This window comes from Actinomycetota bacterium (genome assembly GCA_018333515.1).
In the GTDB taxonomy this organism is placed as follows: Bacteria; Actinomycetota; Aquicultoria; order Aquicultorales; family Aquicultoraceae; genus Aquicultor.
Window position 1 is genome coordinate 23,417 of record JAGXSZ010000036.1, and the last position, 15,030, is coordinate 38,446.

The 15,030-nt window shown below is 54.0% G+C and carries 12 protein-coding genes; 11 read left to right on the plus strand and 1 reads right to left on the minus strand.

Annotation, left to right across the window (positions count from 1 at the left end):
• Nucleotides 1–119 precede the first annotated feature (119 nt).
• Nucleotides 120–1,631 carry a GGDEF domain-containing protein gene (locus tag KGZ93_10480; GenBank protein MBS3910026.1) on the minus strand — a complete coding sequence of 504 codons (1,512 nt, stop codon included), beginning with the start codon at nt 1,629–1,631 and terminating at the stop codon, nt 120–122.
• A gap of 246 nt (nt 1,632–1,877) precedes the next feature.
• Here KGZ93_10480 and dnaE point away from each other — a divergent pair, with 246 nt between their 5' ends.
• The 11 genes from dnaE to KGZ93_10535 all read left to right on the plus strand — a co-directional run bounded on the left by dnaE (nt 1,878) and on the right by KGZ93_10535 (nt 14,831).
• Nucleotides 1,878–6,791 (plus strand): DNA polymerase III subunit alpha, encoded by a 4,914-nt coding sequence (dnaE, locus tag KGZ93_10485; protein MBS3910027.1) that lies wholly within the window; start codon nt 1,878–1,880, stop codon nt 6,789–6,791.
• A gap of 139 nt (nt 6,792–6,930) precedes the next feature.
• On the plus strand, nt 6,931–8,211 hold the full coding sequence (hisD, locus tag KGZ93_10490; GenBank protein ID MBS3910028.1) for a histidinol dehydrogenase: 1,281 nt from the start codon (nt 6,931–6,933) through the stop codon (nt 8,209–8,211).
• A gap of 1 nt (nt 8,212) precedes the next feature.
• Nucleotides 8,213–9,262 (plus strand): histidinol-phosphate transaminase, encoded by a 1,050-nt coding sequence (gene hisC / locus KGZ93_10495; GenBank protein ID MBS3910029.1) that lies wholly within the window; start codon nt 8,213–8,215, stop codon nt 9,260–9,262.
• A 182-nt stretch (nt 9,263–9,444) separates the two neighbouring features.
• Nucleotides 9,445–10,038, plus strand: coding sequence for an imidazoleglycerol-phosphate dehydratase HisB (hisB, locus tag KGZ93_10500; GenBank protein MBS3910030.1), 594 nt, complete (start codon nt 9,445–9,447; stop codon nt 10,036–10,038).
• A 134-nt stretch (nt 10,039–10,172) separates the two neighbouring features.
• The gene (gene hisH, locus KGZ93_10505) at nt 10,173–10,778 is read left to right on the plus strand and encodes an imidazole glycerol phosphate synthase subunit HisH (GenBank protein MBS3910031.1); all 606 of its coding nucleotides are present in this window, start codon (nt 10,173–10,175) and stop codon (nt 10,776–10,778) included.
• Nucleotides 10,775–11,515 (plus strand): 1-(5-phosphoribosyl)-5-[(5-phosphoribosylamino)methylideneamino]imidazole-4-carboxamide isomerase, encoded by a 741-nt coding sequence (gene hisA / locus KGZ93_10510; GenBank protein MBS3910032.1) that lies wholly within the window; start codon nt 10,775–10,777, stop codon nt 11,513–11,515. Before hisH ends, hisA begins: the two co-directional genes overlap by 4 nt.
• Entirely contained in the window at nt 11,502–12,260 is a 759-nt protein-coding gene (gene hisF, locus KGZ93_10515) for an imidazole glycerol phosphate synthase subunit HisF (GenBank protein ID MBS3910033.1), read from the plus strand. The genes hisA and hisF overlap by 14 nt, the downstream gene beginning before the upstream one ends.
• A 229-nt stretch (nt 12,261–12,489) precedes the next feature.
• On the plus strand, nt 12,490–12,684 hold the full coding sequence (locus KGZ93_10520) for a hypothetical protein (GenBank protein MBS3910034.1): 195 nt from the start codon (nt 12,490–12,492) through the stop codon (nt 12,682–12,684).
• A gap of 31 nt (nt 12,685–12,715) precedes the next feature.
• Nucleotides 12,716–13,105 (plus strand): phosphoribosyl-AMP cyclohydrolase, encoded by a 390-nt coding sequence (gene hisI / locus KGZ93_10525; protein ID MBS3910035.1) that lies wholly within the window; start codon nt 12,716–12,718, stop codon nt 13,103–13,105.
• 84 nt (nt 13,106–13,189) lie between these two features.
• Nucleotides 13,190–14,323, plus strand: a complete 1,134-nt coding sequence (locus KGZ93_10530; protein MBS3910036.1) for an ImmA/IrrE family metallo-endopeptidase — start codon at nt 13,190–13,192, stop codon at nt 14,321–14,323.
• Nucleotides 14,304–14,831, plus strand: coding sequence for a hypothetical protein (locus KGZ93_10535; GenBank protein MBS3910037.1), 528 nt, complete (start codon nt 14,304–14,306; stop codon nt 14,829–14,831). Before KGZ93_10530 ends, KGZ93_10535 begins: the two co-directional genes overlap by 20 nt.
• Nucleotides 14,832–15,030: the final 199 nt, after the last annotated feature.

Below are 15,030 nucleotides of genomic sequence, written 5' to 3' on the forward strand. Positions count from 1 at the left end.
CGGTTCTGATGCGTCGACAAGCCTTGTACGGTTCGCGCACATTCTCGGGTGGTAGCGAAAGGTGTCAGACACCAGGTCTGAGACTGACAGCCCCGCACGGGGCGTCTGTATTTCTACCGTCAGCCGGCGGACTCTTTTATCTTCCGCGGCCTCTGCGTCTGCGAATAGGTAAATATTTTTGTGTGCTCCGAGGCTTTGGCGTCATGGAGCGCCTCGGTCGCACATAGGACGATGCAGTCAGCCGAGGACGCGTCGAGCGGATAGACCGCAATGCCGATAGCGATGTCGAGTTTCTCGTTCCAATCATGCTTCTTGAGCAAATCGCTTACCGCTATTTCGTCGACAAGATGCTGGGCGAACTCGTAGGCGTCTAACTCGTCGGTCGATGATAAGAGAACGCTTATCTCATCGCTATCGAAACGGTAGGCGGAATCGGTGTCGCGCAGGTTATTGCGGATGATATCCGCCATGCCTATGAGCACCTCGTTGCCGTATTCGTAGGCCACGCCTTGTTTCATCTCGCGCAGCCCCCGCACGTCCACGAGTAAGAGCGCCATGGATTGCATGTTGTGCTTGGCGCGAGCTATGTCTTGCTCCAGGTCGTGGTTGAATTTGAGGAAGCTGCCGAGCGACGTCAGCGGGTCGGTCATGCTGAGGCGCCGCGCCGCCTTGTAGCGTTTGTCGACGTCACGACCGATCAAAACCCATCCGAAAAGCGCTACGAGAAGCAGCGGCACAAAGAGCGTGAGTTCTTTGAGGAGGTTGTTCACCGCCAAGTTCCTGATGGAGGACTCGTTGAAACACACGGTCACAACCCAGGGTGTCGTCTCGGTTTTCTGGAAGGTCATAAGCCGGACGATGCCATCGGGGCCGGGCGCGGTGATATTTTTCTCGCCGCCCGTCGCCGCCGTGAAGATATCGCTCGATTTGAAGCATTTGCCGACCCACTGGCTGGGGTTGAGGGTTCGCGCGATGACCGTGCCGTTTTGGTCGAAGACGGTTATCTCAGAGCCTTCGGTGATGTTCGATGTTACGATGCGCTCCTGCAGGCGCGCCAAGTCGAACGCGATCGCGACGAACGCTATCTTCTCGCCTTCGCGCTCGACCGGATAGGTAATGTGGATGACCGGCTTATTACTCAAGATGCCGAGCATGAAGTCACCGTAGGCGAGTCCTTCGGCGGTAAGGGATCGTTTGTAATACGCGGTATTGCCGACGTTCGCGATTATCTTCCCGTCTTTCTTTGTGAAGGTAGAGGCGGCCGCCCGGATGTTCCCGTCGAGGTCGACATAGATGATGTTTTTGTAGTACGGGTACTCCTTGGCCACGGCGCCGAACCACTGCTTGAGTTCTCCGAAGTTTTGCTCTTGCGCGGGTCGGCTGCTCGATATGGCCACGAGGAGGTCGGCGGTCGATTGAATCAACTCGTCTATGTTGTTGCCCACCTCTTTAGCGTCGCGAGCGTTGTCGGTGAGAATTTGTTTTGTGAGCTGCTCGTAACTGAGGTACGCCTGGTAGACCGAGAACAGTATCAACGGGAGAAGCATTACCACCAGCAATAACAGCAGGCGCGAGCGCAAGCTGTACGTGAAGGGGGCGGGCTTCGACGTATCGTTATTCAGTTGAAACATGTCTTTATTATAATACAGGCGCACGCGATTTCCTAAACATTATTTGGATGTAGCAGGCTCTTTTGTCGGCGCATTTGCGCTGGGTTGTTATGGTGGCGCAATGTTTGAGGAGAGCTTTAAAGCGCGACTGTGGAGCTTTTACGCTCTCCCGTATCTTCAAAGACGCGCATGAAGCGCCCTTGCCGCCTTCGCATACTGGGGTATAATTGACTCAAACTTCAACACCGGGTTAGCGCAAGGAGCGGCATGGCGGAATTCGTCCACCTACATACGCACTCAGAGTTTTCACTGCTCGATGGGGCAGCTCGCTTAAAAGAGCTGGTCGGCAAGGCCAAGGAGCTTGGCATGAGCGCGATTGCGCTCACCGACCACGGGGTCATGTACGGTATTATCGAGTTTTTCGAGGAAGCCCGGAAACAGGGGATAAAACCGATTATCGGCTGCGAGGTCTATGTAGCGCCCGGTAGCCGTTTCGAGAAGACGAAGAACACCGAGTCGTATACCCATCTGCTTTTGCTCGCCGAAAACGAGCAGGGCTATCGCAACCTCATGAAGCTCGTAGCCTTAAGCTTTTTCGAGGGCTTCTACTATAAGCCGCGTGTCGACAAGGAACTCCTCGAGCAGTACCATGACGGCCTGATAGCCGCGTCGGCGTGCCTGGCCGGGCAGGTCGCGCGCCATCTCAACCAGGACAATTACGAGGCCGCCAAAGAAGAGGCGCTCTACTTCAATCAACTCTTCGGCGAGGGCAACTTCTTTCTCGAAGTCCAGGATCACGGCATTGCCGAGCAGAAAAAGGTAAATGTCGGTATGTTTAAGCTCTCAGACGAGCTGGGCTTGCCGGTAATCGCGACAAACGATATTCATTACACTAAGCGGGCGGATGCGCGGGCCCACGATGTCTTACTCTGCATTCAGACCGGCTCGACGCTGGCCGAGCCGGGTCGGATGAAATTCGACACCGACGAGTTTTACCTGAAAAGCGGCGCCGAGATGGCGGCGCTATTTTCGGAGCGGCCCGATGCCATAGCCAACACCTGCCGCATCGCGGAGCGCTGCAACGTCGAGATAAAGTTCGGCGAGTACCTGCTGCCCAACTACGAGATTCCCGAGGGCTACACGGCTGACGAGTATTTCGAGAAGTTATGCCGCGAAGGGTTTGCAAAGCGCTATCCGAACCCGACTGAGGCGCACAGCGAGCGCCTCGAATACGAGATGGGAGTCATCGAGCAGATGGGATTCCCCGGCTACTTTCTCGTCGTCCATGATTTCGTAGATTACGCAAAATCAAACGATATCAAGGTCGGTCCGGGGCGCGGCTCCGCCGCCGGCAGTATCGTCGCCTACAGCCTGAAGATTACCAATATCGACCCGATGGAATATAATCTTCTTTTCGAGCGATTTTTGAACCCCGAGCGAATAAGCCTACCCGATATCGATATCGATTTTTGTTTCGAGCGGCGCCCGGAAGTAATAGATTACGTGACCAAGAAATACGGCGAGGACAAGGTCGCCCAGATAATCACCTTCGGCACGATGGCGGCGAAGGCCGCGATTCGCGACGCGGGGCGAGTATTCGATATCCCTTACGGGCGAGTCGACAAAATAGCGAAACTAATTCCCGACGGGTTGCACGAGGGCAGGCAGTGGACGATAGACGCCGCGCTTAAAACGTCGCAGGAGATGCGCGATGCCTATGAGAACGACGAAATCACGCGGCGCGTCATCGACATGGCCAGGAACCTCGAAGGCCTGGTGCGCCAGGACTCGATACATGCCGCCGGTGTCGTCATCGCCGACCAGGAGCTGACGAACCGCACTCCCATCCAGCGCAAAGGCGACGCGGAGATCGTTACGCAATACAGCATGGGCTGTATCGAGAAAATCGGCCTCCTGAAGATGGATTTTCTCGGGCTGAGGACACTGACGGTCATAGACAACGCCGTCAAGAACATAAAGATGAAACATGGTATCGATATCGATATCGATACGTTGCCGCTGAGCGACGAGGAGACCTATGAGCTGCTCAGGCGCGGCGAGAGCACCGGTCTCTTTCAGCTTGAGAGTTCGGGGATGCGCGCGCTCCTGCGCGACCTCCAACCGACCGCGTTCACCGATATTATCGCGCTTCTGGCGCTCTACCGGCCGGGCCCGCTCGGCTCCGGAATGGTCAAAGACTTCGTCGACCGCAAGCACGGTCGCAAACCGATAAGCCACCTCCATCCGATGCTCGAACCTATTCTAAAAGAGACCTACGGGGTTATGGTCTACCAGGAACAAGTCATGCTCATAGCGTCGACTATGGCGGGTTTTTCGATGGGCGAGGGCGATACCCTGCGCAAAGCGATGGGCAAGAAACTCCCCGAGGTCTTGGCTAAGTTTCGCGAGAAATTCATCAGCGGCTCGGTCGACAACGGTGTCGATGCCAACCTGGCCGGCAAGATATTCGACCTCATCGTCCACTTTGCCGGTTATGGCTTTAATAAATGCGTAATTGGCTCAACTGAGATTGTCGATGCCGATTCAGGACGGCCTATCACTGTTGAACACCTATATCAAACAGGGAAGCGTATCAACACCCTAAGCTGCGACGGAAGTTACAGGATTGTAAAGCGCCCCGTTATCGACTGTGTAGCCAATGGTCGTAAGCGAGTCTATCGGGTAAGAACCAGGTTGGGCTGTGAGATAACGGTCACCGATAACCACCCGTTTCTTACACTGGATGGATGGAAAGAACTAAAGGATTTAGCTGAAGGCAGTAGAATCGCCACGCCGCGAGTTGTACCGTCCGTTGGCAAAACTAGCTGGCCGAAACACAGATTGGTAGTTTTGGCAGGTGTGCTATCTGAGGGCAATACATGTCACCCAAGCGGCTTTTACTACTACAGCCAGAACAACTTACAGGTCGATGATTTTGTGGCCGGCGTTGAGCAGTTCGATAACACGAAAGCGACCGTGCGGCATCGCCGCAATATTTTTGAGGTGTATGCCGGTACCGGTCAGGACACAACCTTCAAGAAGGGGCAAACTCCTTGGAACAAACGCGAAAAAGAATCCGGACAAGCGATAAACGGCGGGAACCCGCGCTCCGGTGCGAGGTTATGGTTGGAAGAGTTAAATCTCATCGACAAGGATGCAACCGAAAAGTTCATTCCGGCGGACGTGTTTTCGCTTGATCGAGAGTCACTGGCCATATTCATTGGTCGGTTGTGGTCGGGCGATGGGTTCTTGATATCAACGGGAACAAACAAAATCCCCTACTACGCAACCTCCTCTAAACGCATGGCAAGCCAGCTTCAGAAACTACTTCTGCGATTTGGTATTGTGAGTAGTCTCATAGAGAAAGTCTTTAAATATCGGGGTCAAGAGCGGCTCGGATATACGCTTTACTTGCAGGGACGCGACAGCATATTGAGTTTTATAGAAAATATTGGGCGGCATATCATCGGCAGAGATGAAGGATTGACCAGGCTAGAGTCTTACTACGGCTCCCTGGGTGAGAAGTTCTGCCGCGATACCATCCCGTGCGACATTAAGACAATCGTGCAGCAAGAAAAAGCTCGGGCCGGTTTGACCTGGCATCAAATCGAGCGCGAAAGCGGCGTCTGCATGAAAGAATTCGTTGGCGGGGTGCATACCCGGAAGAAAGGGTTTGGGCGCGGTACGGTGCAAAGGGTTGCCGCATATTTCGATTCTGATGAGTTGATGAAACATGCGGCTTCAGATATTTATTGGGACACCATTGCGGAGATCGAATTTATAGGTGTTCAGCAAACCTATGATCTTGAGATTGAGGACACGCATAACTTCATCGCCGATGGCATAATCGTTCACAATTCCCATTCGACGGCCTACGCGGCTATTTCCTGGCAGACGGCGTGGCTCAAGGCCAATTACCCGGTCGAGTTCATGGCGGCGCTGCTCACCAGTATCATGGGCAACAAGGACAAGGTCGCGCAGTATATCAACGAGTGCCGGCGCATGGGAATCGAAATTCTGCCGCCGGATGTCAACGAAAGCTACCGCGACTTCACCGTGGTGGGCAAGGCCATTCGCTTCGGGCTTTCCGCCGTGCGAAATGTCGGCGAGGGCGTTATCGAAGCCATCATTCGCGAGCGTGAAGAGAACGGGCTATTCCGCTCGATTTATGACTATTGCCGGCGCGTCGATATGAACGCGCTCAACAAGCGCACCATAGAGAGCCTGATTAAGGGCGGGGCGTTCGACTCATGCAAGGTAAGCCGCAGGCAGCTCCTGCTCACGTTCGAGAAAGCGGTCGAGATCGGCGCGCGCAGCCAAAAAGACAAGGCGGCGGGGCAGTTTACCATTTTCGACCTGGGGGACGGCGGCGATTCCGGAACCGCCGGAGCGGTCAACGACCCAATCGACGATATTGTCCCCGAGTTCGACAAACCCGAGCTGCTCCTGTACGAAAAAGAGATGCTCGGGCTATACGTCTCCGACCACCCGCTACTCGGTGTCGCCGACGAGTTCTTGAACCAGACCGAGTATTCCACGTCCGAGCTGAAAGAGCAGAAGGACGGGACCGTCGCCTGGGTCGGCGGAATCATCGCAAAAATAACGAAGCTGACCACCAAGAAGGGCGACCTGATGCTCTTTTTGAACGTGGAGGATTTGGATGGGTCGGTAGAAGTAATAGTCTTTCCCGCTGTCTATGACAAGTTCAAAGACATTCTAGCCGAAGACAAAATCGTGCTGATAAAAGGGCGTCTCGACATAAAAGAGGACGAGATTAAGGTCATCTCGCTGGAGATACGCGAATTCGACGCGAAGACCGGCGGAAAAGCCGCCAATCGCCGCAGGGCAAAACCAAACGGCAACGGCGACAGTAGCGGTAACGGCTATAACAATGGCACAAGTAACGGGATAAGTAACGGCACAAGTAATGGTAAGAGACTGAACGGAAACTCGGCGCTCGTGCTGACGGTATCGAAATCGATGATGACGGCCCAATTCGCGGGGCGCCTGAAAGAGATTTTGCGCGCACAGCCCGGCCCTGTGCCGGTCTTTTTGAAGCTGCAAAACGGCGGCGAGCCGACGATTCTCGCTCTCGCGCCGGAATACAACATCTCACCTCAAAACGGCCTCTTCGCCGAACTCAAAGAACTCTGCGGCGAGAGCGCGGTTCACATTGAGTAGGTGGACTTGTCCATACTTTAATGCTTTACTGTACTAAAGTGATTTCATATAGTATAATGATATGCGTCTAGCGGGGGCTTGCCGGATGTATTAAACTGTCGGTTATGGCCCGAACCCCGGACCTGGGAACGGTGATCGAATGATTGAGCAAATCGAATTAAAAATTGGGTTCGACGAAGACGGCGCGCGCGAGTCGCTCGCGAAGCCGCTTTTTGAACGGCCGGAAGTCGAAGCGGCCGTTCGCGACATCATCGAAACCGTCGCTCGTGACGGCGACAGAGCGCTCTTCGCGTATACCGAGAAGTTCGACAAGATAGCGCTGACAACGGAGACGGTCCGTGTGAGCGCCGAGGAGTTCGACGCGGCATACTCTTTAGTCGAGAGCGAGTTTCTCGGCGCCATAAAGGAAGCCAAAGAGCGCATCACGGCTTTTCATAAGAGGCAAAAGCAAAACTCCTGGTTTACCGTTGAGAACGGGACGTTCTTGGGCCAGTTGGTCAGGCCGGTCGAGCGCGCCGGCATCTATGTGCCCGGTGGGCGGGCGGCTTACCCGTCATCGGTACTGATGAACGCGATTCCGGCCAAGGTAGCCGGTGTCGACGAGATAGCGATGGTCGTGCCCGGCGCCATCCGCGCCGAAGTGCTCGTAGCCGCCGCCGAGGTCGGCGTCGACGAGGTCTATAAAGTAGGCGGCGCCCAGGCGATTGCGGCGCTCGCGTTCGGCACGGAATCTATCAAAAAGGTCGATGTCATCGCGGGCCCGGGCAACATCTACGTAACACTCGCCAAGAAGATGGTCGTGGGCTCGGTAAATATCGATATGCTGGCCGGCCCGAGCGAGGTCGTAGTCGTAGCCGACGCGAACGCGAAACCGTCCTATATCGCCGCCGACCTCCTCGCCCAAGCCGAGCACGACCCGGACGCATCCGCAATCCTCATAACAGATTCAAAGGCGTTGGCGCAAAAAGTCGTCGAGGCGCTGACAATACAGCTCGCGCGGCTAGAGCGCAAGGACATCGCCGAGAAATCGCTCGCCGAGAACGGCCGGATATTCTTGGTCGCCTCGCGCGAAGAGGCGATTCGTCTCTCCAACATCATCGCGCCCGAGCACCTCGAGTTGATGATAGATAACCCGCTGGAGGCTCTGGGCCTGGTCAGAAACGCCGGAGCGATATTTTTGGGCGCGTACACACCCGAAGCCGTCGGCGATTATGTCGCCGGCCCGAACCACGTCCTGCCGACCGGGGGAACCGCGAGGTTTTACTCGCCGCTGAGCGTGGATACATTTATAAAGAAATCGAGCGTGCTGAGCTTTTCGAGGCAATCTCTCGGGATGGTCGCCGACGCGGCCGTTACCATCGCCAACGGCGAAGGCCTGGGGGCGCACGCGAAATCCATAGAATATCGCATGGAGGGATAAGATGATCGGTCCCCGCACACACATCGCGGCCATCGAGCCATACCACTTGCCAAAGGTAGAGGCCGACATAGTGCTCGCGGCGAACGAGAGCCCATATAATCTGCCGCAGTCGGTTATCGATGAGATAAAAGACGAGTTCGACCGGATAGCATATAACCGCTATCCCGACCCGTTCTCGACTGAGCTGCGCGGCCTTATCGCCGCCCGTTACGGGCTCGGCCTAGAAAATGTCTTCGTGGGAAACGGCGGGGATGAGGTCATCCAAAATCTCTTTCTCGCGTACGGCGGGCCGGGCCGCAAAGCGGTCACCTTCGACCCGATGTTCGAGATATATGGGATTACCGGTCGCATCACCGAGACCGAGATGGTGTCTTTGCTGCGAGACCCTGAGACGCTCCGTGCGGACTCGGCCATTGGGCAGGCGTACGATGTCGACGCGGCGCTCATCTTTCTTTGCTCTCCGAACAATCCGACCGGCGATTCGGTCTCGCTTGAGAAGATAGAAGAGCTTTTGAAAAACACCGACGCGCTGGTCGTCATCGACGAGGCGTACGCCGAGTTCAGCGGACGGACGGCGCTGCCGCTTATGGCCAAATATGAAAACCTCGCGATATTGCGGACGTTTTCAAAAGCGTATTCGCTGGCGGGTTTGCGCGCGGGATATCTATTGGCCAATAATGAAGTCATCGGGAGTTTGTTGAAAGTAAAACTCTTCTTTAATTTCAGCAAACTCTCGCAGGCGATTGCGCGAATCGCGTTTTCGCATCGTGATATATTCGAGAAGAAGTTAGAGACGATTCTTAGCGAGCGTGACCGGCTCTTCGCCGAGCTTTCGAAGATGGAGCGCGTGAAGCCATATCCGAGCGAGGCGAATTACATTATGTTCAGGACGGAGAAGCCCGCCGCCGAGGTATGGCAGGGCCTTCTCGACAAGCGCATATTGATTCGAAACTGCGGCAATCAAGTGCTGCTCGAAGATTGCCTGCGGGTGACAGTGGGTTCGCCGGAGGAAAACGAGGCGTTTCTGAAAGCGCTGCGAGAACTGGTGTGATATAAAGGTCAACTGATTAGATCCCGGGGTCTGGCGCGTACGCGTAGCTCAGCCCTTTAGGGCTGACAATCAGAGACGAATCGTTAGCTATACACGGTTTTTCAGGGCTTAAGCCCTGAGCTACGAGGGCTAGTGCCGAGGCGTTTAGATACATTTAACAGGGATAAACTAGAGGGGTCGCTATGGGCGCAAGAAAATCTGAAATAAAAAGAACGACGAAAGAGACCGATATCGAGCTGGTCCTAAACTTGGACGGCGCCGGCGAGGTCGAAATCGACACCGGAATCCCCTTCTTCGACCACATGCTTACGATGGTCGGCAAGCACGGTCTTATGGATTTGAAGGTCACGGCTAAAGGCGACTTGGAGGTCGACGGGCACCACACCGTCGAAGATATCGGGATTTGCCTGGGACAGGCGCTCAACGAGGCGGTCGGCGATAAAAAGGGAATCCGGCGCTACGGGAGCTGTATGATGCCGATGGATGAGGCGCTGGCGCTGGTGGCGCTCGATATCAGCGGGCGTCCGTATCTCGTATACGATGTCGAGTTGCCGGCCGAGATAATCGGCAGCTACGACACGCTTTTGACCGTAGAGTTCCTGCGGGCGTTTGCGAATACCGCGGCGATAACGCTCCACGTCAGGATGCTCTCCGGGAGAAACGCCCACCATATGGTAGAGGCGGTCTTCAAAGGCCTGGCGCGCGCGCTCGGCGAGGCGGTCGAGATAGACCCGAGAAATGCGGGGCAGGTTCCGAGCACTAAGGGCCGGATATAGCGGTTTCGCTCGGCGGCGTGCTCGCTCGGCGGCTCACAGACTTGGCGCGCGGGCGGAAGGGCTGGTCGATGGCGACAGATAGACAGAGTTTGCGACAGTCAAATGCGATGCGATAGATAAAGTGAGTGATAGGTTTGATAGCGATAATCGATTACGGGATGGGCAACCTAAGGAGCGTTGAGAAAGCGTTCGAGAAGCTCGGTTTCGAAGTAACCGTCTCGGGCGACCCGATCGTCATAAGGCGAGCCGAAGGCGTAGTCTTGCCGGGGGTCGGCGCGTTTGCCGACTGCATGGCGAACTTGCGGGCGGCCGGCTTAGAGGGCGCGGTGCGCGATAGCATCGCGAGAAAGAAGCCGTTTCTCGGTATATGCCTCGGGCTCCAATTGCTCTTCAAGCAAAGCGAAGAAGACGGCATCCACGAGGGGCTGGGGATTTTCGACGGCACCGTACGGCGGCTGCCCGAAGACAAAAAGATTCCCCACATGGGATGGAATCAGGTGCACTATGTCAACAAGGCGCCGATATTTAAGGGCGTTCCCAGGGAGTCGAACTTCTATTTCGTCCACTCCTACTATGTCGACCCGGTGGATACGGGAATAATCTCGACAACGACCGACTATGGGTTGGAGTTTACCTCCGGCATCTGGTCCGGAAATGTCTACGCCGTCCAGTTCCACCCGGAGAAGAGCGGCGACGTCGGCTTAAAAGTGCTGGAGAATTTTGGGGGGTTATGTAAGTGATAATATATCCGGCCATAGATATAATGGGCGGCAAGTGCGTCCGCCTATACCAGGGCCGAGCCGATGCCGTGACCGTCTACGCCGACATCCCGGCCGACATGGCCGAGAAGTGGCAGGGCGAGGGCGCCGAGTTTTTGCACGTCGTCGACTTAGACGGCGCTTTTACGGGGTCGTCTCAAAACCTCGGCGCAATCGAAGAGATTATAAAACGGGTCGATGTGCCGGTTCAGCTCGGCGGCGGTTTACGCACCATCGAAGACCTGGACCGTGTTTTCAGCGTCGGTGTCGCCCGCGCCATCCTGGGAACCTCGGTTATAAGCGATCCCGAATTGGTCAAAGAGGCTTGCGCCAAATATCCCGGCAAGATAGTCGCGGGGCTCGATGCCAGGGAGGGCAAGGTAGCGATAAAAGGGTGGGTCGAAGAGACCGATATCTTCGCCGTCGATATCGCCATGCAGCTCGAAGTCTACGGCGTCAGCCGCATCGTCTACACCGATATCATGATGGACGGCGCGCAGACCGGTATTAACTTATTTGAAACGGAAGAATTCGCTGAGAGCATCTTTATCCCGGTGATAGCTTCGGGGGGCGTGGCGACGCTCAGCGATATCAGGCAGATTAAGCCGCTCCAGTTTTCAGGCGTCGAGGGTGTTATCATCGGGCGCGCCCTATATGAAAACAACTTCACGCTCGCGGAAGCGATAGCGGTTGCGAGGTGGGATAATGTTAACCGTTAGAATCATCCCCTGCCTCGACGTCCATGAAGGGCGGGTCGTCAAGGGTGTAAACTTCGTCAATCTGCGCGACGCCGGCGACCCGGTCGAGTTGGCCGAGGTATACGATAAAGCCGGCGCGGACGAGCTTGTTTTTTTGGATATAACCGCGTCCCACGAGGGGCGCGATACTATCTTCGACGTCGCGTCGCGCACCGCCGAGCAGGTCTTTATCCCATATACCGTCGGCGGCGGGATAAAGTCGAGCGACGACATCCGCCGGATGCTCAGCACCGGCGCCGATAAAATCGGCATGAACTCCGCGGCGGTGAAGAATCCCGACATTATACGGGAGACATCGCGCCGCTACGGCTCGCAATGTATCGTCGTCGCCATAGACGCGCGGCTCATCGGACCGGATAAGTGGGAGGTCTACGTAAACGGCGGGCGCGTGCCTACCGGCATCGACGCCGTCGAGTGGGCCGGGCGCGTTGAATCGCTCGGCGCGGGAGAAATTCTCCTCACCAGCATGAACCGGGACGGCACCAAAGACGGTTATGACCTGCCGCTCACCAAAGCGATTTGCGACGCAGTTAATATCCCCGTAATCGCCTCGGGCGGAGCGGGCAAACTCGAGCACTTTGCAGAGGTCGTCGTCGAGACCGGCGCCGACGCGGTGCTGGCCGCTTCCCTCTTCCACTACGGCGAACTCTCCATTCGAGAGGTAAAAGAGTACATGGCCGGCCAGGGGATACCGGTTAGGCTGTAGCGTTTAGGGCTCGTAGCTCAGGGCTTTAGCCCTGATAATCAGCTCTCCTATCGGGCTCGTAGCTCAGGGCTCTAGCCCTGACAAACGCCAACAACAAAGCGCCAAGCCGTAGTCACGAGATAGAACTCGCCGATATGGGTATCATCATAGTATTAAGGTTGCTCGCGTAAGTCGCGATTTAGCCGGTAAACCCCAAGGATGGAGATATGGCAAGGGGAGATGATAGCTGATGTTAGAGAGTGAAGTCGGGCGGGTCCATATTAAAAGTATTATAGACAAACACCTGGTAGAGGCGGACTTCAACCCGTACGAGGGGGAGATGGCCAAGATTGTCGACGCCGTCAGCAGGGCCGTCCAGGAGATTCTCAAAGAGTACACGAAGTCGGTTATCGGCGTGCAGAGGCTGAGTGAGCCCGGTATGTAAGACAAACAAACGCTGTGGAGGTAATAGGTAAGTGCGGATTCTTGAGGACTTAAAATTTGACGCGAACGGTTTGATTCCGGCGATAATCCAAGAGCAGGGGACAAACGAGGTGCTGATGGTCGCCTATATGAACAAAGAATCGGTCAAGAAGACCGTCGAGACGGGGCGAACCTGGTTCTGGAGCAGAAGCCGGCAACAGTACTGGTGCAAGGGGGATACCTCCGGCCACGTCCAACGCGTTAAAGAGCTGCGCTACGATTGCGACGCCGACGCGCTCCTTATTCTCGTCGAGCAAACAGGCGTTGCCTGCCACACCGGCCACAAGTCGTGTTTCTATAGGGCGGTCGATTTCTCAACCGGTGATAGTATCAAAATCGCCGAGCCCGAAGTAGAGATGGGGGAGGCAGCTAAATTTGATTGAATAATTCAAGAATATCTTGAATTATTCCGATAAATTGGGTAAATTCTAATTAGATGCCTAGGTAACACGAGGGGAGCGCTATTTATGAACGAACCCGACCTCAAGAAAATCCTTGCCGCCAAAATAAAACAAGCTAGAAAACGCATTGGTTACACTCAAGAAGATTTAGCAAATGTAGCCTCTTTGCCACACCCGCAAACAGTTTCCGATATAGAAAAAGGTGAGCGTGAAGTAAAGGTTTGGGAGTTGGCAAATATAGCTAAAGCGCTTCATGTAGATATTATGGATTTCATGACCACTAGTGATTTGCCGGCACTTAGCCATGTCGCTTGGCGGGTGCAGCCGCAAAAGTGTAAAGAAGATATCGAGGCAGGTTTTTTGGAAAAATGCACTATTTATGCAGAACTTGAGAGCTTGCTAGGCTTCTACAATCAAAAACCGCTTCCTCAATATGAGGTAGGTCCGCAGCAGCCGGACTTTGCCAAAGTTGAACAGATCGCTGCTGAGATGAACCAAATACTCGATTTAGGATCGAAACCAGCGCTCTCACTAACGAGGGTCTTAGAGGATAATTTTGGCGTAAAGATTTGGTATTACGATATAGAGAATGGGTCGGCCGCATCAGCAAGGGGTGAATTTGGAGCGGCCATCCTAATGAATTTCAAAGAAGCACCATGGCGGCGAAATTATAACTTTGCCCATGAACTCTTCCATCTAATAACCTGGGATGCGACGAGAATGGGCGAATTAAAGCCTGAGCTTTGGTCTAACCTTGAAAAGATGGCTGATGCTTTTGCCTCTTACCTGTTAATGCCTAAACATGCGATTAGAGATGCTTTTGAAAATAGAATTCAAGACGAGGTTATACATTATAGCGACCTTGTCGAGGTCGCTCGCGAGTTTGAAGTGTCGACGGCAGCTTTGCTTTGGCGACTCTACCGTCTAAATAAGATTAGTCAGGATAAAGTTCAAGCGCTCCTTGATGACCCTGCATTTCAAGCTGTAGATAAGACTACAATGTATAGGAACTGGCGGCACCCTTTGCCATTACCTGATCGTTTTGTGCGATTAGCGTTTCTCGCTTATCAAAAAGGAAAGTTATCACGCATGCAGCTATCTAAGTACCTTGATACGAGTTTAATAGATCTTTCTAATATTCTATCGCAGTACGGTTTTGATGAGTGGGAGAACTACGAACTTGAAATTACTGCTTCTTGATGCAAATGTGATTATTAAGGCTCATAAGCTTGGTATTTGGCAGCTACTTATTGAGAGAGCTGAGATTGTTGTTCCATCTATCATAGCCAGAGACGAAGCGCTATATTATTCACTCGAAGAAGGCCAAATTCCAACTTCTATAAACGTTCCGTTACTTATTGATGCTGGTAAAATAAAAGAATTTTCGGCATCCCTTGAAGAGCTAGATGAGCTTCAGAGTAAGTTTGACCGCGAATTCGTTGAGCATATTCACCCAGGTGAGAGAGAGGCGCTTGCGCTATTATTTGCTGGGCGACTGCCGGATTATTATTTCTGTTCCGGGGACGCCAAGGCGATCCAGACTGCTGCTATGCTTCGCTTGGGTGAGCAAATAGTATCTTTGGAAAAAACCCTTAAGTCTTTGGGCTTGGAGAAGAAATTGGAATTCTGGTTCTCCGAAGACTTCTGCAAAAAGCAGTTAGACATAGGCCATCAAAATCTTATTCAAGGCAGAGGTATAGCGAAATGATAAGTGAAATCCACGTTAGGATAAGTGAGTAGTAAGGAGAATCTGGCTAGCGGGACGCGCTTTACTTGATAAACTTACACTTTACCTTGTCTTCTCAACATGATATTGTTTATCCCATTTCGCTTTCCGCATCGATTATCGGCAAGGTCTTAGGGGCCGCGGCAACAACTATTTGCCGGCATCAATAATTCCTAAATAA

Excerpts from the sequence above, each read along its gene's own strand:
- hisB (MBS3910030.1), top strand. The coding sequence starts at position 9,445 with ATGGGCGCAAGAAAATCTGAAATAAAAAGAACGACGAAAGAGACCGAT.
- KGZ93_10480 (MBS3910026.1), bottom strand. The coding sequence starts at position 1,631 with ATGTTTCAACTGAATAACGATACGTCGAAGCCCGCCCCCTTCACGTAC.
- dnaE (MBS3910027.1), top strand. The coding sequence starts at position 1,878 with ATGGCGGAATTCGTCCACCTACATACGCACTCAGAGTTTTCACTGCTC.
- hisC (MBS3910029.1), top strand. The coding sequence starts at position 8,213 with ATGATCGGTCCCCGCACACACATCGCGGCCATCGAGCCATACCACTTG.
- KGZ93_10530 (MBS3910036.1), top strand. The coding sequence starts at position 13,190 with ATGAACGAACCCGACCTCAAGAAAATCCTTGCCGCCAAAATAAAACAA.
- hisD (MBS3910028.1), top strand. The coding sequence starts at position 6,931 with ATGATTGAGCAAATCGAATTAAAAATTGGGTTCGACGAAGACGGCGCG.
- KGZ93_10520 (MBS3910034.1), top strand. The coding sequence starts at position 12,490 with ATGTTAGAGAGTGAAGTCGGGCGGGTCCATATTAAAAGTATTATAGAC.
- hisF (MBS3910033.1), top strand. The coding sequence starts at position 11,502 with ATGTTAACCGTTAGAATCATCCCCTGCCTCGACGTCCATGAAGGGCGG.